At 65.6% G+C, this 21,950-nt stretch carries 13 protein-coding genes; 5 read left to right on the forward strand and 8 right to left on the reverse strand.

Features of this window, described 5'->3' with window-relative positions; all coding sequences use genetic code 11:
- Positions 1–3 precede the first annotated feature (3 nt).
- Positions 4–1,281, reverse strand: coding sequence for a glycosyltransferase family 4 protein (locus AC1DSO_RS12895; protein ID WP_477069196.1), 1,278 nt, complete (start codon positions 1,279–1,281; stop codon positions 4–6).
- A 193-nt stretch (positions 1,282–1,474) separates the two neighbouring features.
- Here AC1DSO_RS12895 and AC1DSO_RS12900 point away from each other — a divergent pair, with 193 nt between their 5' ends.
- The 4 genes from AC1DSO_RS12900 (at position 1,475) to AC1DSO_RS12915 (ending at position 6,141) form a co-directional block, all read left to right on the forward strand.
- On the forward strand, positions 1,475–2,641 hold the full coding sequence (locus tag AC1DSO_RS12900; RefSeq protein WP_477069197.1) for a glycosyltransferase: 1,167 nt from the start codon (positions 1,475–1,477) through the stop codon (positions 2,639–2,641).
- Complete coding sequence (locus tag AC1DSO_RS12905) at positions 2,638–3,606, forward strand: hypothetical protein (protein WP_477069198.1); 969 nt, start codon at positions 2,638–2,640, stop codon at positions 3,604–3,606. The genes AC1DSO_RS12900 and AC1DSO_RS12905 overlap by 4 nt, the downstream gene beginning before the upstream one ends.
- Complete coding sequence (locus tag AC1DSO_RS12910; protein ID WP_477069199.1) at positions 3,599–4,462, forward strand: glucosamine inositolphosphorylceramide transferase family protein; 864 nt, start codon at positions 3,599–3,601, stop codon at positions 4,460–4,462. The genes AC1DSO_RS12905 and AC1DSO_RS12910 overlap by 8 nt, the downstream gene beginning before the upstream one ends.
- A gap of 269 nt (positions 4,463–4,731) precedes the next feature.
- A complete protein-coding gene (locus AC1DSO_RS12915; protein WP_477069200.1) occupies positions 4,732–6,141 on the forward strand; it encodes a glycoside hydrolase family 27 protein in 1,410 nt (469 codons plus the stop codon).
- 329 nt (positions 6,142–6,470) lie between these two features.
- Here AC1DSO_RS12915 and AC1DSO_RS12920 read toward each other — a convergent pair whose 3' ends face one another.
- The 4 genes from AC1DSO_RS12920 to AC1DSO_RS12935 form a co-directional block, all read right to left on the reverse strand.
- Complete coding sequence (locus AC1DSO_RS12920; RefSeq protein ID WP_477069201.1) at positions 6,471–7,799, reverse strand: Gfo/Idh/MocA family protein; 1,329 nt, start codon at positions 7,797–7,799, stop codon at positions 6,471–6,473.
- A gap of 481 nt (positions 7,800–8,280) precedes the next feature.
- Entirely contained in the window at positions 8,281–10,758 is a 2,478-nt protein-coding gene (locus tag AC1DSO_RS12925) for a glycoside hydrolase family 3 N-terminal domain-containing protein (protein ID WP_477069202.1), read from the reverse strand.
- Positions 10,759–10,881: 123 nt separating this feature from the next.
- The gene (locus AC1DSO_RS12930; RefSeq protein WP_477069203.1) at positions 10,882–13,851 is read right to left on the reverse strand and encodes a TonB-dependent receptor; all 2,970 of its coding nucleotides are present in this window, start codon (positions 13,849–13,851) and stop codon (positions 10,882–10,884) included.
- A gap of 246 nt (positions 13,852–14,097) precedes the next feature.
- Entirely contained in the window at positions 14,098–15,273 is a 1,176-nt protein-coding gene (locus AC1DSO_RS12935; protein WP_477069204.1) for an SGNH/GDSL hydrolase family protein, read from the reverse strand.
- A gap of 295 nt (positions 15,274–15,568) precedes the next feature.
- On the opposite strand from AC1DSO_RS12935, the gene AC1DSO_RS12940 reads away from it, so the two are divergent.
- The gene (locus tag AC1DSO_RS12940) at positions 15,569–19,420 is read left to right on the forward strand and encodes a glycosyl hydrolase family 95 catalytic domain-containing protein (RefSeq protein ID WP_477069205.1); all 3,852 of its coding nucleotides are present in this window, start codon (positions 15,569–15,571) and stop codon (positions 19,418–19,420) included.
- Between the two features lie 296 nt (positions 19,421–19,716).
- Here the strand turns inward: AC1DSO_RS12940 and AC1DSO_RS12945 are convergent, their stop codons facing one another.
- The 3 genes from AC1DSO_RS12945 to AC1DSO_RS12955 all read right to left on the reverse strand — a co-directional run.
- Entirely contained in the window at positions 19,717–20,166 is a 450-nt protein-coding gene (locus tag AC1DSO_RS12945) for a hypothetical protein (RefSeq protein ID WP_477069206.1), read from the reverse strand.
- 9 nt (positions 20,167–20,175) lie between these two features.
- Positions 20,176–21,618 (reverse strand): GMC oxidoreductase, encoded by a 1,443-nt coding sequence (locus tag AC1DSO_RS12950; RefSeq protein ID WP_477069207.1) that lies wholly within the window; start codon positions 21,616–21,618, stop codon positions 20,176–20,178.
- A 140-nt stretch (positions 21,619–21,758) separates the two neighbouring features.
- A partial coding sequence (locus AC1DSO_RS12955) for a hypothetical protein (RefSeq protein ID WP_477069208.1) occupies positions 21,759–21,950 on the reverse strand: 192 nt, incomplete at its 5' end.

The raw sequence follows: 21,950 nt of genomic DNA on the forward strand, positions 1-21,950 counted from the left end.
GGCCTAGAGCGCGGGCAGGCCGGCCGGCTGGGGTTCGACGCGACCGCTCCGTTCCGGATAGGGTAGGGGGGCGTCCGCGACCGACGGGTTGACCCGCGCCGGCGAAGCGGCATGACGATCGCGCGCCTCGACATAGACTTTGGCGACCTCGTCCAGGATCTCCGACCAGCGATAGGCGGCGCTGCGCTCGAGCGCCTCGGCCCCCAGCCTGCGCCGCGCGCCGTCATCGACGAGCAGCTTCGAGAGCGCCTCGGCATAGGACCCCGGATGGCCGGGCGCACAGAGCACGGCATTGCGCTCGTGGCGCATTATGGCGCGGGTGTTAGGCGCATCCGCGCAGACTATGGCGAGACCGCAGGCCATCGCCTCGAGATTGACGTTGCCGAAGGTTTCGGTAGTGCTGGGGTTGAGGAAGATGTCGCCGCTGGCCAGCGCCGCGGCCAGGGCCTCTCCGGTCAGGAAGCCAGCGAACACGGCGCGCGGCAGCCGCGCCTCGAACCAGGCGCGGGCCGGGCCGTCGCCGATGACCAGGACCTGCGGCGCGTGACCGGCGCCCTCCAGCCGGGCGACCGTGTCGGCAAATGCCGCCAGGCCCTTTTCCAAGACGAGCCGGCCCAGAAACACGACCACCGGACGGTCAGGATCGAAACCGACGCGCCGCCGCCAGGCCTCGTCGCGGCGGCCAGGATGGAAGAGTTCGGGATCGACGCCGCGCGCCCAGGTGCGAACCGCCGTCGAGCGGGTTTCTTTGCGCAGTTCGTCGGCGATGGCGTCGGTCGGCGCCATGACGTAGTCGCAGGCGCCGTAGAATCTCCAGAGCTGGCGACGGGCCTTCGGGCGCAGAAAGCCCAGTCCGTAATAGTCGAGATAGGTGTCGAACAGGGTGTGAAGGCTGGCGACGACCGGGACCTTGAGATGTCGGCCGAGTTTAAGCGCTGCGCGGCCCAGAGGGTCGGGGGCCGACAGGTGGATGAGATCGGGCTTGAAGGCTTCGACGTCGCGGCGGATCGCGGCGGGAAGACCAAGGGCCAGGCGATAGTCGGCCCGGAACGGGATTTTCACCGAGGGCACGGACACCAGATCCCCGACCGGTGCGAAGGCCGGCTTCGGCGAGGTCGGCGAATAGACCCGCACGGTCGCGCCCAGGGTGTCCTGCAAATGACCCACCAGCCGGTTCAGGGACATGTTCGCCCCATCGAGCGTGTAATTGTAGTTCCCCGAAAACAGGGCGATCCGCATCAGGCGCGCGCGCTCGACGCCCGTCAAAGCCTTGATGTCCATGCTTATCCTTCCAAGTCGCCGCCCGGTCCCGCCGACCAAGACGACGCGCCGCCGGCGCCACCACACGGATTTTCGAAATCGATGAGGGTCGCACCGGCCCTCGCCGTCCTCTTGTGAAGCCAGCCCCCTCATCGCCGTCACGGTGATGCTTTTCCGGCGGCGGCGAGGCGTGTCGGAAAGCTGCGAAGGTGCGATGCGGATAGTGGATGTCGCAGAATTCTATTCCCCGACCGGCGGGGGCGTGCGGACCTATATCGACCGCAAGTTCGAGGCGGCGGCGCACATGGGCCACGAGCTCTTCGTGATCGCGCCGGGACCTTCGGACGCGTTCGAAGCGCGCGGGGCAGGTGGGGTGATCCAGGTCCGCGCGCCCGGCCTGCCGTTCGACGCCAACTATCACATGTTCTGGGACGCCGCGCCGGTGCACGGCTGGCTCGACCGGCTCTCGCCCGACCTCGTCGAGGCCTCATCGCCCTGGCGGGGCGCCTGGATCGTCGCCAGCTGGGCTGGCGCCGCGCCCCGCGCCATGTTCATGCACGCCGATCCGGTGGCGTCCTACCCTCAGCGCTGGCTGGCCCCGGTGGCCAGCCCCCAACGGATAGATCGCCTCTTCGATGGGTTCTGGTCGTACCTTCGCGGGCTGACCAGGCGGTTCTCCTCGGTCGTCACCGGCGGCCCATGGTTGTCAGAGCGTCTCGGGCGCCAGGGCGTCGACTTGGTGACCAGCGTCCCCCTGGGCATCGACCGCGGCGCATTCTCGCCCGCCATGCGCGACGAGCGCCTGCGATCGGCGCTGCTCGACGCCTGCGGCTGTTCCGACACGGCGCGCCTGGTCCTGAGCGTTGGCCGCTTTCATCCCGAAAAGCGCTGGCCGATGGTGATCGAGGCGGTGACGCGGGCCAGCGCCAGCGCCCCGATCGGCCTGGTGCTGGTCGGCGACGGTATCGACCGCAAGCGGGTCCAACGGGCCGCTGCCGGCAATCCCAATGTGCGAATCCTCCCGCCCATTCGTGACCGCGCCCTGCTCGCCGCCCACCTGGCTAGCGCCGACGCCCTGGTCCATGGCTGCGAGTCGGAAACCTTCGGCCTGATCCCTGCTGAAGCCATGGCCAGCGGCCTGCCGGTCGTGGGTCCCGACCGTGGCGGTTTCGCCCATCTGGCCCAACCGGAAATCTCGGAAGTCTACCGCGCCGGCGATGTCGGGGCCGCCGCCGCCGCTCTTGGCCGGCTGCTGGCCCGAGATCCCATCGCACTGAAGGCGGCCGCGATCGAGGCGGCGATCAGGGTTCGGCGCGATCTCGACCATTTCGCCGACCTTTTCGACCATTATCGGTCGGTCGCGACCGGCGCACGGGCGTGACGCGGATCAGCGAGCGGGATGTCGCCGATCACGCGGCGTCGAACGTTCCCGGGAACAAGACCTCGCGGCGCTGGGTCTGGCTGGGCGGGGTCCTGGGGGCGGGCATGGCCTTGGCCATCGTGCTGCAGCTCGGGGGCGCGACAGGCGCTGTGCTGATGACGATGGCCAGGTTGCCGCCGCTCGTCTGGCCGGCCCTGATGCTGTTATATTTGAGCCAGCCGCTGTCCGACTTCATGGTCTACCGGCGGCTCTGGAAACTGCCGCCGGCGGGCCTTGAGGCGCTGCTGCGCAAGAACGTCATCAACGAGGTCGTGCTCGGCTATAGCGGCGACGCCTATTTCTATGTCTGGGCGCGTCGCGAGGCCGACAAGGCGGTTGCGCCCTTCGCCGCCATCAAGGACGCCGGCATCGTCTCGGCCCTGCTGGGCAATGTCCTGACCCTGGTCCTGGTAGCGATCAGCGCGACGCAGCTGCGCGAACTGGATTTCATCCGGCAGGTAGGGCCGGCGCTCTGGTCGGGGGTCATCCCGCTGGCGATCTCGGTCGGGGTCCTGCTCTTCGGGCGCCGGGTGTTCTCGCTGAGGCTGAGCCAGCTGGTCTATATCGGCGCGGTCGGCTGCCTGCGTCTGATTGTCTGGACCGGACTCACCATCCTCATCTGGCGAATGGCGCTGCCGGACGCGCACCCCAGCGTCTGGATCGTCCTCCTGGCGATCCGCTGTCTGGTCTCGCGCATTCCACTGATCTCCAACAAGGATCTGGTGTTCGGCAATCTTGTCCTGCTGCTGCTGGGCGCCCACGCGCCGATCGCGGTGCTGCTGGCGGCTTTGGCGCTCGTGATGCCTCTGCTGCATCTGGCGGTTATCGTCGGACTGGGCGCGCTGGACATGATCCGCGGTCTGCGCGCGCCTTCTGGCGGGGTGTTGGGCGCGGCTGCCGCCGAGACGGGCGCGGCGCATGATTAGGTGGAGCCTTCCGGGGCGGGATATCTGGCGGATCGGTGTGGTCGAGGCGCCGATCGCCGAGGTCGCCCGTCACGGCTTTCCGCCCGACGCGCCCGTCCATTGGCTGCCCGAGGAAGGGCGTCTGAAGTTCTTGGCCGATCCGTTTGGCGTCTGGGTCGACGGACGCCTCCTTCTGTTCGCCGAGGCCTATGACTACAGGACCCGCCATGGCGTTATCGAGCTCATCGAGCTGGGCGCCGACTTTTCGCCCGTGCGGCGCTCGGTGGTTCTGCGCGAGTCCTGGCATCTCTCCTATCCGCAGGTCTTCGAGGCCGACGGCGACTGGTGGATGATCCCGGAGGCGTACCGTTCCGGCGTTCTGACGCTTTATCGCGCCGCGGCGTTTCCGCATCAGTGGGAGCCGGTCGTTCGGCTGGAACTGGACACGCCGGCCATCGACCCCACGCCTTTTCGCCACGACGGTCTCTGGTGGCTGGCCTATGCGCCAGCCGGATCCCAGCGCTGGAAGCAGGGGCGCCTGCATTTCGCGTTCGCCGAACGGCTGACGGGGCCGTGGCGACCGCACCCGGGCAATCCGGTGCGCAACGACCTGGCGTCAAGCAGACCAGGCGGCGCGGCGTGGCTGGAGAATGGCGTTCCACACCTGCCGGTCCAGGACTGTAGGCGCACCTATGGCGGGGCCTTGCGCGTGCTGAAGATCCTGGAGCTCTCGGTCCGCCGCTTCGAGGCCGAAGCGAGTGCGCCCCTGGTTCCGCCGTTTAGCGCGGGCGCCTATCGTCAAGGACTGCATACACTGTCGGCCTGCGGACCGGTGACCCTGTTCGATGTTAAGCGCGTCGACCGGTCCCTGTGGTGAGGGCCTGAATGTCCGGAATCTGACGGTGCGCCGAGGTCTGCCCATGGCGCTCGCCCGCCCAATGCGACGCTCGTAGTGAACGGGTGTGTCGTAGCGGACCCCTACAGGCTCCCGTGGCGGTCTGGAAACTGGCGCCAGTCGATTTTAGCGGGCGCGGCCCCGGCCGCTCGCGCAGAGCAGTGCAAAATGCGGACTCTGCATCGCGTGATTTTATATTTGAATATCAGTTTTGTTAATGCAATTGCTTTGGTCCGTGAAAATTTGGACCAATGGCGAAGGATAAGGTGATCAATCGCAAATCTCGATCCGTCCTGCGGATGATGTCGTACGGCCGCGTGGTGTCTGCGGCTCTGGCGGGTGTCACGCTTATGGTGGCGCCGGCCGCCCAGGCTCAGAACGCCGCCCCAGCCGGCGCGGCGCAGAAGCGCTACGTTGCGCGCACGGCGGAGGAAGTCGCGGCCGCGCGGGCCAAGCGCGTGTACGACACGGTGCAGCCCTCCAATCCGACGATCGTCCGGCCTTCGCTCGACACCAAGCGGACCGCCAACGGCCTCGCTCTTACCCCGCCGATGGGCTGGAACAGCTGGAACAAGTTCGGCTGCAAGGCCCTCACCGAGCAGGTGGTCCGTGACACCGCGAACGAGATGGCCTCCAACGGGATGCGCGATGCGGGTTATGCCTATCTAATCCTCGACGATTGCTGGGCGGGGCCGCGCGATGCGCAGGGCGCCCTGACCGCCGACCCCGGGAAATTTCCCTCGGGCATGAAGGCGCTGGGCGACTATATCCACTCGAAGGGGCTGAAGTTCGGCATCTATTCCGATGCGGGCAAGCTGACCTGCGCGAAGCAGCCCGGAAGCCAGGGCCATGAGTATCAGGACGCGATGTCGTTCGCATCCTGGGGCGTCGATTATGTGAAGTATGACTGGTGCCACACCGGATCGCGCAACACCGAAGAGGCCTATGCGCTGATGGCCGACGCCTTGCGTGCGACCGGGCGCGACATCGTCTTCTCGATCTGCAACTGGGGCGTCGACCGTCCGAACGAGTTCGACAAGTCGCTGCCCTGGGAATGGGGCATGAAGATCGGCAATCTCTGGCGCACCACGAGCGATATCCGCAATGACTGGCAAGGGCGCGTGCGGTTTGGCATCGGCGTGCTCGACATCGTCGACAGGAACGAGCCGCTCTATCCCTATGCCGGACCCGGGCACTGGAACGACCCCGACATGCTCGAGGTCGGCGTCGATAAGAACGAGGGGCTTACCTGGGAAGAGCAGCGCTCGCATTTCAGCCTTTGGGCGATGATGGCCGCGCCGCTGATCGCGGGCAATGACCTGACCATCATGGACGATGCGACGAAGAACATCCTTCTCAACAAGGAAGTCACTACGGTCGACCAGGACCAGCTTGGCGCGCAAGGCCGCCGTGTCCGCGACGACGGCGATCTCGAAGTGTGGTCGAAACCGCTCGCCGATGGCGGCCGGGCGGTGCTGCTCTTCAACCGCTCGGGCAACCGCGCGCGCATAGCGACGAAATGGTCCGAGCACGGCTATCCCGACGCGCTGCAGGTTACGGTGCGCGATCTGTGGGCGCATCGCGATCTCGGCCGGATCAAGGGCGGTTTCTCCGCCGAGGTCCCGTCGCATGGCGTGGTCATGCTTCGAGTCAAGCCATAGGGCCCATGCTGGCGCGCCTCAGCTCGCGAGTTCAGTTCGGGAGATTCCGTCCTGGGAAGCGTTCGGCGCCAAACAGCCCGATGCGACCCAGGGGCTGGGCGCGCTATTCCGCGCTACGCCCGTCGAGACGTGGCGATCCGAACCGAGAAAAAATCGCGAATGAGTATGGCCAGATGCTGGCCGGGATAAATGGTGCTGATTACCCTACGAAGAAGCAGGACGACCGGCGTCCGCCGGCAGCAGGCTTGTTCAGCCGCAGGAGAGCGAGAACCGCTTCGCCGGATTGTGCGTCGACGCCCAGGGGCGACGTCCCTGGCCCGCGACGCTGCTTACGCCGGCAGGCGGTAAGGCGCCCGGTAGCGGGGCGTGATCAGGGCGTTGGCTTCGGCGTCGTCCTTGAACTGGCCAGCCGTGGCGTCCCAGTGGACCCTGCGGCCCGTGCGCCAGGCGACGTTGCCCATCTGACAGACGGTGGCGGTGTTGGCCGCCGATTCGATGGGGCAAGCCGGCGTGCGTGCGCGATCCTTCACACAGGCGATGAAGTCGGCCGTGTGCCGATCAAGCCCGTTGTCCGAGGCCTTGGTGACGGGAATTTCCGGGGTCAAGGCCTTGCCGTCCCTCATCTCCGGCGAGACCCACCACTTGCTGCGGTCCACCACCAGCGTGCCGGTCTCGCCCACGAAGGCCACGCCATGGTCATGGCCGCCGAACGGGCCGCGACTGATGCCGACCGCATGTTCCCATTCCACCGAATAGTCGCCGAAGTCGAAGATGGCGGTCTGGGTGTCCGGAGTCTCCATGGCCGACCCCGGATAACCGTACGCGCCGCCCAGTGCGCTGACGGAACTCGGCGCCTGGGCCTTCATGCCCAGCAGGGCGATGTCCATCAGGTGGACGCCCCAGTCGGTCATCAGGCCGCCCGCGTAATCCCAGTACCAGCGCCAGCTAAAGTGGAAGCGGTTGGGGTTGAAGGCGCGCTGCGGCGCCGGGCCGAGCCAGCGGTCGTAGTCGACCCCCGCAGGCGGCGCCTGGTCCGGCTGAGGCGCAACACGCTTCATCCAGCCCATATAGGCCCAAGCCTTGACCTTCCGCACGCGGCCGATGCCGCCGGAATGCACGTGGGCGATCGCGTCGGCCCAGTGCTGGTTGCTGCGCTGCCACTGGCCGACCTGGACAACGCGGTTGTGGCGCTCCTTGGCGGCGACCATCGCGCGGCACTCGGCGATGGAGTTGCCGAGCGGCTTCTCGCAGTAGGCGTCCTTGCCCGCCGACATGGCGTCGATGAGCTGAAGCGCGTGCCAGTGGTCGGGCGTGGCGATGATCACCGCGTCCACCGATCTGTCGTCCAGCATGCGGCGGTAGTCGTCGTAAAGTCGTGGCGCGCGGCCAGAGGCCTTCTGCAACTCGGCGCCGCGGCCGGCGAGGATCCCGGCGTCCACATCGCAGAGGGCGACCGGCGTGACGTCGGCCCCCTTGATCATCGCGGTGAGATTCGACCAGCCCATGCCCTTGCAGCCGATCACGCCCACCTGGACCTTGTCGTTGGCGGACACGCGGCGGCGGCGCTGGGCGAAGGCCTCGCTGAGGGGAGTCGCGGTAGCGGCTGAAGCGGCGAGGCCGCCGACAAGAAGGGTGCGGCGATCGAAGCTGGCGGTCATCCTGGTCTCCCCCTGGTTATCGTTGCGATATTGGTAGCGGTAAAACGTCTCCTCGCAAGGCCGCAATGAGTGCTGACACGCTGACCTCAAGGTCCGCTTCCTGGAACGATCCGAGAGTCCGGAAGCGGCGCGAGGCGGTCCTGACCCCAGTAGCGCTTAAAACTACATCCTTGAGACTGAAGGGTGGTGGCCAACGGACTGGCAAATTGGTCCGAGCGCGTCTTGGACCCCGTCAGCCCGCACTGGGGCAGGGTGCGCCCGCCAGTTTAGCGTGCGGTCTGACCGCGTTGTAGCCAGGCCGCCGCTGATGAAGCGCTCCACAAAGGCGTTCCGATCCGGGTTGTCGGGTGCGATGTCGTGTCAATGACCTGCCCGTCGTGCCGCCAAGTAATCGCAAGATAGAAAAAAGCTTCTCGAGTGCGCCGGCCGCTAAAAACCTAATGGCGGTGACGGCGATGGGACAGCGTTACTGAAGCCGCGATCATTGACCCACGCTGTAAATGTCCGTCAGCCTTATGTCATCCGATCCCGCGCCGACCATGATCTTGAACTTGCCCGGCTCGACCACCCATTGATGCTTCTCATTCAGGAGCGCCAAATCCTTCCGCCGCAACGTGAATTCGATACGGCGACGCTCGCCCGGTTTCAGGTGCACGCGTTGAAAGCCGCGAAGCTGCTGCTCATAGGTGATGACCGAGCTCACCACGTCGTTGATGTAAAGCTGCGCGACTTCATCGCCTTCGCGGCTTCCGGTGTTCGTGAGGTCGAACGCCACCGTCACCATCGCGTCTCCGTTCGGAGCCGCCGGCTGAAGGGCGAGGTTACTGTAGGTGAACTGTGTGTAGCTTAGCCCATGGCCAAAGGCGTAGAGGGCGCCGTTCGTCCGCGATAACTCGCCCTCCCATTGCGCATTGGGTTTGGTCGGGAAGTTAAGCGGAATCTGCCCGGCGGTGCGTGGGAAGGTGACCGTGAGCTTGCCACCTGGGTTGTAATCGCCGAACAACGCGTCCGCGATGGCCGTGCCGCCTTGCTCGCCGGGGAACCAGGCCTCCAGGATCGCCGGCACATTCTCGTCAGCCCAATTGATCGACAGCGGGCGACCGTTGATGAGGACGAGCACCACCGGTGTGCCGGTCGCCTGTACGGCCTTCAGCAGTTCCAATTGATGCCCCGGCAGGTCGAGGCTGGTGCGGCTGCGGCTTTCTCCGACGGTCAGGCCGTTGTCGCCCAGGACCACGACGGCGACCTTGGCCCCCTTCGCGGCGGCGACGGCCTCATCGATGCCGGTCCTCGCCGCGTCGGGCAGCGCCTCTGGCAAGGTTTCGGTACGGGGCCAGTTCGGGCTGACCACATCGACGCCCTTGGCGTAACGCACCTCGGCTCTGCCGCCCAGCTTGGCCCGTATCCCTTCAAGGACGGTGATAGCCTTGCCGCCATGCGGGTTGTAGCGGCGGGTGGCATAGCTTGCGTTGTCCGCGTTCGGCCCGATGACGGCGACGATGTCCGTCGCCTTGCTCAACGGCAGCGCCGCGTCCTTATTCTTGAGCAGCACCAGGCTTTCTCGCGAGGCGCGCAGGGCAAGTTCGCGATGTTCGGGTGCGCCAACCAGGCGAGCCGTCACGGCGGCGTCTTTCACATAGGGCCGGTCGAAGATGCCGAGCGCGAACTTGACGCGCAGGATATCGCGCACCCGGTCGTCAATTGTCGACGGCGCCACCAGCCCGCGCGCGACGGCCGCGCGCAGCGGCGTCACGTAATGCTCGGGGGGCGTGAAATCGGTGCGAACGTTCAGGCCCGCATTGACCGCCATGGCGGCCGCCTCGACCGGGCCAGCGGCGACCTTGTGCTTGCTGTAGAGATATTCGACCGCGCGGCTGTCCGAGACGACATAGCCGCGAAAGCCGAACTCGGTGCGCAGGCGATCGGTCAACCAATAATGACTGCCGGTGACGGGGATGCCGTCATAGTCATTATAGGAACTCATGATCCCCATCAGCTTGGCTTCGCGGATCGCGGCCTCGAACGCCGGCAGATGGATGTTCTCGACCTCGCGCGGCGACAATTGCGGATCCGTGCGCGCCTCGCCCTCACGTGCGCCCTTGTTGGCGCTATAGACCGCGAAATGCTTGGCGGTGGACGCGACGGTCAGGTCCTCTTGGRGGCCGCTGACCATCTCGACGCCCAGGCGCGACACGAGGAACGGGTCTTCGCCATAGACTTCCTCCATGCGCCCCCAGCGCTGGTCGCGGGCGACGTCGAGAATGGGGGCATAGACATTGGTGTAGCCGAGCGCCCGGGCTTCGCGCCCGACGACTCTGCCGATATCGCGGACAAGCGGCGCGTCCCAGGTATGGCCGACGCCGATCTGGGTCGGGAAACTCGTGGCGTGGACGGCTTCGAGTCCGCCATTGCCTTCGTTCGTAAAGTCGACGGGAATGCCGAGCCGGGTTTGCTCGATGAAAAAGCGCTGGACTTCGTTCATCGCCCAGACGTGCTTTTGAATATCGGTCGCGTAGATGCTCCGCGATCCCCGGCCCCAGCCATTGTGCATCTCATCGATATTGCCGATGCCGTCTTTCCAAATATTCTGCTTCCACTGGACGGTAGGCAGCTCGTCACGCAACACACGCCCGAACCCGTACAGCGTCACCATTTGCGCCGTTTTCTCGTCCATCGTCATTTGCGACAGCAAATCATCGATCCGGCGCTCGGTCGRCTGCGTCGAGTCTTCGTAGATATCTTTTCCGCCGTTCTTGTTGAGGTCAGTCCATCCGCGCCGATAGAGGTCACGCCGCGGTGCGAAGACTGGCGCCACTTTGGCGGTCAGGCTCGTCGTGGTCGGAAATTCCTTGGAGGCTTTGACCTCGTCTTGCGTGGATTGCGCCAGTGCAAGCGCGCCTGCTCCGAGCGCAGGGACAAGGCAAAGGGCGACGCCCGCTACTCGACGACGAATGTTCATGAGTTGGCCTCCCCGGCGCACAGCCGGTAAATGTAAGGTGTCACCTGAACGCCTGCCCCCTGTTCGCGGGATCGCTGCCCTCCCGTCCGCCGGGCGTCTGCCCGGCGAACGTCTTCTCGGCGATCAGAACTTCATGTTCAGGGCGACGCGATAGGTGCGGCCGTCATAGTCCTGGCGCCGGGCCATGTCCTCGACGCCCTGGTACTCCTGCCGCACCGCATTGGTGATGTTGAAGGCGCTGATCGAGATGCTGGCGCCCTCGCGGATGTTGAACGAGGCCGAGCCGTCGAGCTGGCCGCGCGCCATGACCCGCCGCGCCGCGCCGCCGAAGCCGAAGATGGCCGCGTCCGGCACGTCGTAATCGGTGCGGTAGTTGTAGGTCAGACGCATGCCGAAGCGGTCGGTCTCATAGTAGCCGATGACGTTGAAGTTATGCTTGGAGATGCCCGGCAGCGAGACCTTGGCGCCCGTCGGGCCGACGCCTTCGACCGTCGTGTAGGCGTAGTTGAACGCGCCGCCGAAGTGGCTCCAGAAGCCGGGTAGGAAATCCAGGTTCTGCTGCACGTTGAACTCGGCGCCGCGCAGGGTGTAGGGCGTGGAAGAGTTGATGTAGCCGGTCAGGGCCACCGTCTGCAGGTCGCCACTCGCGTCGGCGCCAGCGCTTGTATAGCAGAGGTCGCCCTGCAGGCTGAGCGGGCCCAGGCCCAGGGTGCCGCCGTCCGCCGGGCACAGCGCCTTGGCGCCGCTGACCTGCTGGACGAAGTTGTGCAGGCGCTTTTGGAAGATCGTCAGGGCCACGAGGCCGCCTGGGCGATTGTACCACTCCATCGACAGGTCTAGCGACGTGGCGGTGTAGGGCTGCAGTTCGGCATTGCCGAGGGTGGCGGTGATGACGTTGGAGTCGTTGGGCGTGCCCACCAGGGTGACCGGCGAGAACTGACGCGGATGCGGGCGCACATAGGTGCGGTAGGCGGCGGTGCGGACGATGAAATCATCCGTCACGTCGAATACCGCGATCGCCGATGGCAGCCACTGGCCGTAGCTGTCCTTGTACTGGCGGTAGGCGTAGTCCGAGAGGCTGCCCAGCGTGGTCGTCGAGGTCTTGATGCGGTTTAGCGTGTTCGTCGTCTTGTCGGTGTGCTCGTAGCGCAGGCCGACCGAACCGCGCACCGGGATCGAGAACAGGTGACTGGCGTATTTGCTTTCGACATAGCCGGACGCGACGTCGGTCTGGCTGGTGAAATTGTAGCGGCCGATGTTCACGTCGTCGTTCAGGGTCTGGTTGAACCCGTTGAACGCCAGCGGCGCGCCCTCGTATGGCGTGACCGGCTGCAGGGCCGAGAACAGCGCCTTGACGTCGGTGATCCGCCAGTTGGTGTTCATGCCGGGCAGCGAGCCGCCGAAGAAGTCGTCGACGGTGGGGCTGGTCTGGCGATAGCTGTCCTTGAGGTTCTGCGACTGGATGCCGACCGCGTTGATCTTCGAACCGCGCGAGGCGTAGTCGTTCCGCTCGAAGCGGCCGCCGAACTGGATCGACGAGAGCGGACCAAACTGGGTCTGGCGCTCGATGTCCTGCTGGATCGCCTTGATCTTGCTGTTGGCGTAGGCCTGGATGCCGGTGATCTGGAAGCGAAGCCGGTTGGGCGTCCCGACCGGCGAATTGTACCAGTTGGTGAACTCGGCGCTGCTGGTTGCGGCCGAACCTTGGATCCACGTCGGATTGCCGTCGACGTTGAACATCGGCGCGCTGCTGGTGAACGCCATGCGGTACTTCGAGAAGTCGCCGCCGCCGCTGGAGAAGCTGCCGTTGACGCCATTGCCAGTGGCGACCTGCACGCGGTTGAAGGTGACGTACTGTTCTTCCGAGGCGTTCTTGGCGCTGGAAATCGTGGCGATCGTCGATAGCCGCCAGCGATCGTTTTTGTATTCCAGCGTGGGATTGAGGCCCCAGGCCTTCTGGGTCTGCGGGAAGAGGCGCGAGTCCTCGACCAGATTGACGCCGGAGAAGTCGAAACCCTGGATGTAGTACGAGCCGTTGGGCCCGCGGTGCAGGTCGCCGGTCGGCGTGATCCTCGCCCCGGTCCCCGAATAGCTGACCGTGCTGAAGTTCTGGCTGGTGTTGCTCTGGGTGCGGCGGGTGAAGAGGCCTGTGACGCCGACCTTGAGCTCGTCGCTCACCTTCCATTCGGCGCCGCCGGCGCCCGAAAACTGGTCGCCGATGTTGACGCGCGAGTATTGGCGGCTTTGGGCGACGTACTGGACGCCGGTCTGGGCCAACTTGCCCGTGCCGCCGGCCACAGCCACGCAGCCGGACACGTTGGCATAGGTGGTCGCGCAGCTGCCGGCCGGCGCGTAGTAGTCGGCATAGCGGGTGATCAGGTCCGGCGTCAGGGTCGTCGTCAGCGTGCCGTAGCTGTTGAACAGCACGGAGTCGCGACGGAAGTTCTCGTGCTTGACCGCCACGATCCCAAAGACCGCGAAGTTGTCGGTGATGTGCTTGTTGTAGCCAAGCGTGAAGCTGGGCTCCCCGCGCTTACCGAGCACGTTGTAGTCGTATGAGGCCTTCAGGCGGCCGCCGTCGCGGCGCGACAAGGCGCCTTGGATCTGCAGGTCGATATTGCCGCTGACACCGCCGGACTGGCCGTGGGCCATGGGCGACTTCTCGATGCGCACGGCGCTGAACACGTCCGATAGGAAAGCGCCCAGAGGGGTCGACGACTGCAGGATCGGCTCGGCGAAGGCCACGCCGTTCAGGGTGGTGCGGGCGAACTCACCGGGCAGGCCGCGCAGGTTGATGGTCGCGTCGCGGCCTTCGGCCTCGCGATTGATCTGGATGCCAGGCACGCGCTGCAGCGCTTCGCCGATGTTGAGGTCCGGGATGCGACCCATGTCATCCGACGAGATGCCGTCGGTGATCTCAATGGCTGTGCGCTTGGTGCGAACCTCGTTGGCGTAACTCTGCTTGAAGCCGGTGACGACGACCTCGCTCACGGTCTCGGTGTTCGGCGCGCTCTGTCGCGCCAAGGCGGGCGAGGCCGCCATCAGACTCGCGGCGCTGACAGATGCTAACAGCATCGACTCGTGCAAACGCATGTTCATTCCCCCCTGTTTTATATGTGATCGAGCTGGCGCGTTGAGCACCGCCTCGTCAACAATTTTCTTCATAAGTGAATATGGATTTTGCTGCTAAAATCAACTGAGTTTCGGATTCAGGGCGGAGGTATCGGGGCGCGCGCTTTCTTCGGCAGCCGAAAAGCGCCAGACCGATCGCCCGGCTTATCCCCGCATAACCCTCGTCGTTGGGGTGCAGCCGGTCGGGACGACCGACGACGGATGCGCCTAAGGGCGCGACGCGAATAGCGTTTCCGGAATGGCCGCGGCCATCGCCGCGTAACCGCTGTCGTTCGGGTGCAGCCAATCACCCTTCTGGAATTCAGGGCGCATGCGCTGCGGATCGGTCGGATCGGCGATAGCTCGGTTGAAATCGACCACGGCGTCGAACACCTCGCCAGATCTTATAGCGGCGTTGATCCGCTCAACCGTGGCCAGGCCTGCTTCTGTCTGATTGTTCGTGCCCTTGTACGGCGTCAGCGTCCCGCCGATGACCCGAACGCCGTGAGCATGGGCCCGCACGACAAGTTGGCGGTAGCCCTCCAATATCTGGCGGGCGAAAGCGTCGGGATCAAAGGTCGTGGTCTCGGCGGCGCGGATATCGTTGACGCCCTCGGCGAAGATGATGTCGGTCAAGCCCGGCACGGCGAAGACATCCCGATCAAGCCGCACGAGCAGGCCGGGCGAGCCGCCGTCCGAAAGAACCCTGTTGCCGCTGATCCCCGCGTTCACGACGACGACCTCGCAGCGTTTTCCGGACAGGCGGCGGGCGACGCGACTTGGCCAATTGTTGTGGGGCGTTGAACCGGATCCCTCGGTTATGGAGTCGCCCAGTGCGACCACGACGCGACGACAGGCGGACTTGGGGGCCAAGGTTTCGACGGCGGAAACGATCGCCGCGCCGCGCACGGGATTGACGTCGCGGCCCGGCGTAACGGCGCCTTGAGCGACGCGCACCATCGCGCGGTGGGCGACGGGCTCCGCCGGGCCGGGATAGTGGACAGTAATCGCGACATCGCTGAACGCCGGGAGCGGCAGTTCGATAAGGTCGGTGTATCTGACAAGTCCTGGCTCAAGCGTCGCGCCCTGTACGCCGCCAAACGTCGCCAGTCGCGGCTCCCCGAGTGCCCCGTCCGGGTAGACAGGGCGAACCTCGACCCTGTCGAGCGTTACGGGCTTGGCGCCGAGCTCATTCGTCAGCCGAAGCGAAATCCGGGTCGTTGGCGCCTGGAGGCGGATGTCTTGCCTCACCGATTGTCCGTCATAGGCGAGCACCTCTCCCTCTTTCGCCTTCGTCGGTTTGAACGAGGTCGAGGAAATCCAGGCCGGGATGACGGGCGCGGCCATTGCCTGCGCCGCGCCCGCGGACAGCATCAAAGCGGCGGCGAAGGCGGCGATCCTCATCGTTTCTCCCATTCACACCCGGCGGCGCAGTCGTGATTTATATGCGAAATAGGAAGTCGCAGGTAAAATTTCCATCCAAGCGGTATGCGCCTGTGGGAGGAATGGTCGGTCGGACCGTCGGCATCTCAGCTGGTGGGCGCGCGGTCCCGGGYGGGCTCGTCCGCTCATCGACTTGGCCGGCGCCTGAGCTGGCGGCGCCACCAACCTGTCGGTTAGTTTATAAGTAAAACATAAATTGACAAGTGAATAGGGCGGGGCGACAAGCGGATAACGACATAAATCACGGGGGGATGGAGTGCGCACCAAGCTGGGTCTCGCCGGTTCGACGGCGGTTATCAGCCCTGCCTTCCAGGCAGCGCTCGCGACGTCGACCACCGCCCAGACGTCGAAGGCCGCGGCGAAAGCGAGACAAGTCATGAAACTGTGGATGCGGGTCGTGGTCTTGGCCGTCGGCATAGCGATAGGCGCCCAAGCGCATGCCGCCCGGCCCGCCGATCCCTCCGTGGCGGCGGCGCGCGCGAAGCCCATGCGGCTCTGGTACCAGAGCCCGGCGGCCGACAGTGTCCAAGGATGGCTGGATCAGTCCCTGCCGCTCGGCAACGGCTATTTCGGAGTCAACGTCTTCGGCGGCGTCGCTCGCGAGCGTCTGCAGATCACCGAAAACAGCTTGGTCGATACGCCTAGCGACCGCATTGGCGGCCTTAACAACTTCGCGGAAGTCGCGCTGGAATTCCCGCATGCCGCGCCGCGGGACTATAGCCGCGACCTCGATCTCGATACCGCGACCGCTCATGTCCGTTATCGCGACGGCGGCGTCGTGTTCACGCGGGAATATTTCACCAGCTACCCCGATCGGGTCATGGCGATCCGGCTCGCGGCCTCTCGCCCCGGCGCCCTGGACTTCACGCTTCGACCCAAGGCTCCCTACCTGACGCCGTTCCGCCGCACCGAAGGCGACCGGCGCGGCAAGCATGCGACCGTCAAGGCGCAGGGCGATCTGATCACGCTGAACGGCGTGATGGACTACTATGGGATCAAGTTCGAAGCGCAGTTCAAGGTCGTCCCGCAAGGCGGCGTCCTCAGCGCCAGCAACGACCAGGATGGCGGCGCCATCTCGGTCCGCGGCGCCGACAGCGCCGTGATCCTTGTCGCGCTCGGGACGAATTATCGGCTCGTTCCCCAGGTCTTCTCCGAAAAGGACCCGTCGGCGAAGCTCAAGGGTTTCCCTGACCCCCACGACCAGGTGACGGCGATCCTGGACGCCGCCGCCAAGCGGTCGTTCGCCGACCTGAAGGCGCGGCACCAGGCCGACTACGGCGCGCTCTTTGGGCGGGTCCTGTTCGACCTGGGCGACACCCCGCGCGCGATCCCGACCGACCGCCTGTTGGAAGGCGCGCGGCGGGGAGAGGCGACGCCGTATCTGGATGAACTGGCATTCCAGTTTGGCCGCTATCTCCTGATCTCGTCCTCGCGCGTCGGCGCCTTGCCGCCCAACCTGCAAGGCGTCTGGAACGTCTATCAGGATGCGCCCTGGTCGGCGGGCTACTGGCATAATGTGAACCAGCAGATGAACTACTGGCCGGCGTTCGTGACCAACCTGCCGGAGCTCTTCGACGGCTATATCGATTTCTACAAGGCCTACCTGCCCGCGCATCAGGCGCGCGCCACGCAGTACCTCAAGGAGTATCATCCCGCCGGCCTCTCGCCGGATGGCGACAATGGCTGGGCCATGGGCAACTCCATGCGTCCCTTCGAACCCAGCGGCAAGGTCGCTCACTCGGGCTTCGGCACCGGGCCGTGGACGACCATGCTGTTCTGGGATCGGTACGACTTCACCCGCGACAAGGCGCTGCTGCGCGATGTGGTCTATCCGGCCATGCGCGGGCAGGCGGACTTCCTGTCACGCTTCCTGACCGAGAAGGACGGCAAGCTCCTCGCCGCGCCCTCGTCGTCCCCGGAGAATGCCGGGAGCCTGCAGTCGGTCGGCACGACGTTCGACCAGCAGATGATCTTCGAGAACTACCGCGACACGATCGCCGCGGCGGGGCTGCTGGGCGTCGCCGATGATCCGGTGATCGCAAGGATCGCCGCGCAACGAGACAAGCTCGACCCGATTCTCATCGGCGCGTCGGGCCAGATCAAGGAATACCGGGAGGAAACGACCTACGGCTCGATCGGCGACCCCAAGCACAGGCACATCTCGCAACTGCTTGGCGTCTATCCCGGGCGGCTGATCACCAGCGAGACGCCTGCCTGGCAGGACGCCGCCAAGGTTTCCTTGCGAGGCCGCGGACCGGTCGGGGGCACCGGGTGGGCCCAGGCCGAGCGGATCGAGACGTGGGCGCGGCTGGGCGAGGGCGACACGGCCTACCAGTTTTACCGGTACTGGATGAGCCATCACGCCATGTCCAACCTGTGGAACAATCACAGGGACTCCCTCACGACGAGATTGTTCCAGATCGACGGGAATTTCGGTGTGAGCGCGGGCGTGGGGGAAATGCTTCTGCAGAGCGCGGACGGTGTCGTCGCACCTCTGGCGGCGCTGCCGAGCGCCTGGCCCGACGGACGTTATCGCGGCCTGCTGGCGCGTGGAGGCTTCGAAGTCTCCGCAGCCTGGTCCAAGGGACACGCGACCCGGCTGGAGATTTCCTCGAAGGTCGGCGGGCCCTTGACGCTGCGATACCCGGGCGTCGCCCAGGCGACGTTCCACACGCGCGACGGCCAGCGTGTCTCCCAGCGCCCCGACGCTCGTGGCGACGTCAGCTTCGACACCAAGCCAGGCGAAACCTATGTGGTGACGTCCATCCCGTCGGCGCCCAAAATCTCACCCGTCGAGGACGTGAAGATCGCCGTCGACGGCTACGACGCCGTGCTGTTGAACTGGCGCGAGGCTTCCCGGTTCAAGACCTACGCCGTCGAGCGGGCGGTCGGCGATTCCGCGACCTACGAGCGGATCGCCAGCGGCCTCATCCAGTCGCGCTACGTGGACAAGTCCCCGTCGGTCGGCGCGGCTCAGCATCTTCGCTATCGCATCGTCGGCATGACAGCCGCCGGAAAGATGGTGGCCGGCGAGAGCGTCTTCCGAGACCGGCCCGCGCAGGGCGATGTCCGATACCTTCGCGTGGATGACGATCTTGTCGCCTACGACGCCGGCGACGGCGCCTTGCGCGCTTCCATGTCCGACGGCCGCTACGGCGCTGATCTGGCCTGGACGCAAGGCAACCTTACCGAGGTGCGTCTGACGCCTGGGAGCTCGGGCCAGGTTCGGTTGCGATCGCCCTTGTTTCGTGGACCCGTCGAGATCCTTGACGGGTCGGGAAAACGGCTTTCGTTCGCCCGATCTGGCGACGGCGTCACATTCGATGCGCAAGCCGGGACAGCCTACCGCATCGCCGCGCAAGCGGTTGTTACGGTCGCGACCGAGCCGACTCCATCATTCGGTCGGGTGACGGTCGCCGTCACGGTTCGCGCCGTCGACCAGGCGCTCGCCGCCTCCACGATGACGCTACGCCTTCCGGCCGGCTGGCGCGCGACGCCCGCGAACGTCGAGCTGGAGCCTATCGCTCCGGGGAAAACCTCGGTGGCGAAATTCGATGTCGAGCCGCCGGAAACCGTTGTCGACGGCCGCTATCCTGTCGAAGCAACCCTCGCTGGCGGCGACGGCGCGGTGACCACGGCCTCCAGCATCGAAATCCGCGTCCCGAACCTGGCGATCGGCCGGCCAGCCAGGCAGTCCAGCACCGTGCGCGGCGAGGGGGCCGCGCGTGCGGTCGATGGCCGGACCCTCGGTCAGATCGAGGCCGGATCGGTGACCAGCAGCGAGGTCGAGGACCATCCCTGGTGGGAAGTCGATCTCGGCTCGGAGCAGCAGATCGGCGACGTCGTCGTGTGGCCGAGAATCGACACCTGCTGTCGCACCGCGCTGCCCGATCTCGTCGTCATGGTGTCGCGAACGCCGATCGTCGACCTTGATCTCGCCGAGGCCGCCAAGCGGGCCGACGTCGGCGTCTATCATCTCGCGGCGACGTCCGCGTCCAACGGCAGGGCCGTCGTCCAAAAGCCAGGTCGGTACGTCAGGGTGTGGGGCGCGACGCGGCAGGAGCTCAACCTGTCGGAGGTGCAGGTGTTTCCAAGTCTCGGCCATTGATCGCCTTGCATGAGCGCCGCTGGTCTGCACTTCGCAGGATCGTTCAGGCCGCGCTTCGTTTAGCGGGCAACGGTTCGGAAGCCATCACGCCTATGCGTGATCCGCCGAGGAGCGCCCTTGACCATATTGCCGCTAAGTCGCCGCTTCCAGCACGGCGGCTCAGGTCATGGGGTTTCGACCCGGATGCTCAAGACGGCGGCTAGTCCAACTCTTCCACCGTGGCGACCAGCGTCTCGTGAACGGACTTCACGGATATGGCCGAAGTCGCCGACCTCGTCCTCTTCGAGGCGCCGGCCCTAGCGCTCGAAGCGCGCGAAGGGGCTGGAGCAGGCCGGGCTGAGGCCCAGATAGCGGACCTCGTCATCCGGCGTGGCGCGCCCGCGGACCAGGTCGGTCGTCATCACGAACCGCGTGAGCAGGTCACGCTCGAAGGTCTCGAACCGCGCGCCGGTTTGGCCCGGCAGCAGGCTGGCCACATCGCGTCCGCGCGTCAGCGTCTGGGCCATTGTCAGGAAGTCGCCCTTCAGCCCCGCCGGAAAGCCCGGCGCGGCGTCGAAGGCGTCGACGAAGGCCGTGAAGTCGGCGGGCGACATGCGGAAGGGGCCGACCAGGCGAACCAGGACGGCGCGGGCCAGATCGGCCTTGTCGAGATTCGCGGAGACGATCACGCCGCCGCCAACGGCCGCGATGACCGCGCCGCCGGCCCCGAGCGCCAGGGCCTGCCTTCGACTGACCGGGCGGGGCATGGGAATCTCCTAGGCGAGTTGTGACGCCGCCCTGAGGGACAGGGCGGCCACGGTCAGGCTGGGATTGGCGCACGAACAGCTGGCGAAGGTGGAAGAGCCGACGACGACCAGATTGCGCCAACGGTGATGGATCTGGTTCTGGTCAATGACCGAGGTTTTCGGGTCTCGGCCCATGCGCAGCGTGCCCTGGAGGTGGGACTCGGTCGGCCGCGCGCGGCGAAAGGCGATCTTTTCGACAGGAAGCGGCGCCAGGAGGTCGGGCAGCCGCGCCAGCGCCTTGTCCATGCCGTCGCGGGCGTAGGTCGAGGCGGAGGTGTAGATCACCTCGGCCTGGCCTTGGCTGTCGACCGCCACCCGATTGGCGTCCGAAGGCAGGTCCTCGGTGACCAGCATCAACGGCAGGGTTTGGCGCCAGCGACCGGGCTCGGGCCGCAACCCATGGGTCCAGCGGTTATCGAAATAGACCAGGGCGCCGGCGTGGTCCTTGCGGAACGCGCCATCATAGAGGCCGTAGTTGAGGCCAGTGGTGATGGTGCTGCCGTCGAAATTGTCGAGCCCGTCCAGGAAGGCCTCGACATGGACGCCATAGGATTCGTGCAGGCCAAGGCCCGTGCGCCCGCCACCCATGTCCGAGCGCAGCAGCAGGGCGGGGCTCTGGATGGCGTTGGCGCCCAGGACGAAGAGGTCGCCGCTGACCTTGTGCTCGCGCCCGGCGTGCTCGACGACCAGGCGCTGAACAGCGGAGGCGTCGGACTCGAACCTCGCCGCGCGCGTCTTCAGGCACAGGGTCACCGCCGGATTGGAGAACACGTCCATCAGCCCGTTATTGGCCGTGAACTTAGCGTCCACCGGACAGAGCTGGCAGCGGAACGAGGCGCAGCAGGCCGGTCGGCTCTCGGTCGCCACCCGCGCCCGGGCGGTGGGCATCGCGAAGTGCTGGTCGGGGCGAGCGGTTTTCATCACCCGGTCGACCGACGACAGGCGGTGGGGCGGTTGCGGAAAGGGCGTGGAACGCGGCAGGACGCGGGTCATGTCCGGATCGCCGGACACGGACATGATCGCCTCGGCCTCGCCGTAGTAGGGGTCGAGGTCGTCATAGTCGATCGGCCAGTCGGCGCCGACGCCGTAGAGGCTCTGGAGCCTGAAGTCGGTGGGATGGAACCTGGGCGTCTGCGCGAACCAGCAGTTGGCGCCGCCGCCCAGCGCAATGGTGTAGTTCCAGGGCTTGTCCGAGGCCGAGACGTAGGTCTCGTCGTCCCGGATGGCCGAGTTGCGGTTGTTCTCGATTTGCCAGTCGTGCGGGTGGTGGTCGCCCCATTCGACGATAAGTATTCGCTGGCGTTTGCGTTGCAGCAATTTCCTTACGAAGAACGCCGAGCCAAATCCCGATCCGATGACCACGACGTCGAAATGCTGTCCGTCGATCGTCGCCGGATCGGTGCGCGATAGCATGGCGAACTCCGTGAAAGGTCAAATTTGGCCGATCTAGTCCAACAATCATGCCGTCGATTTTACGATGTTGTGAATATGACTCTCTAAAATGAAGCAAAAATTGGGCGCATATAGGTATATCGGCTTAACTTGGCATCTTACTATGCACTAACATCGGTGTATTTTGCCGAAGTCGTTGTAATTTTTGCAGAAATCTCGACACAAATGGCAGCGTTTACTGTGTGGCTTGGCCTTCCTTCTCTGGGTAAAATCGTACGCAGCGCTACAAGTGTATGATCGGCGTATTGCGCAGCTTGTAGGTCCATTGAATCAAGTATTTGATGATCAAGCGT

The organism is Caulobacter sp. P4_E5, from assembly GCF_056401555.1.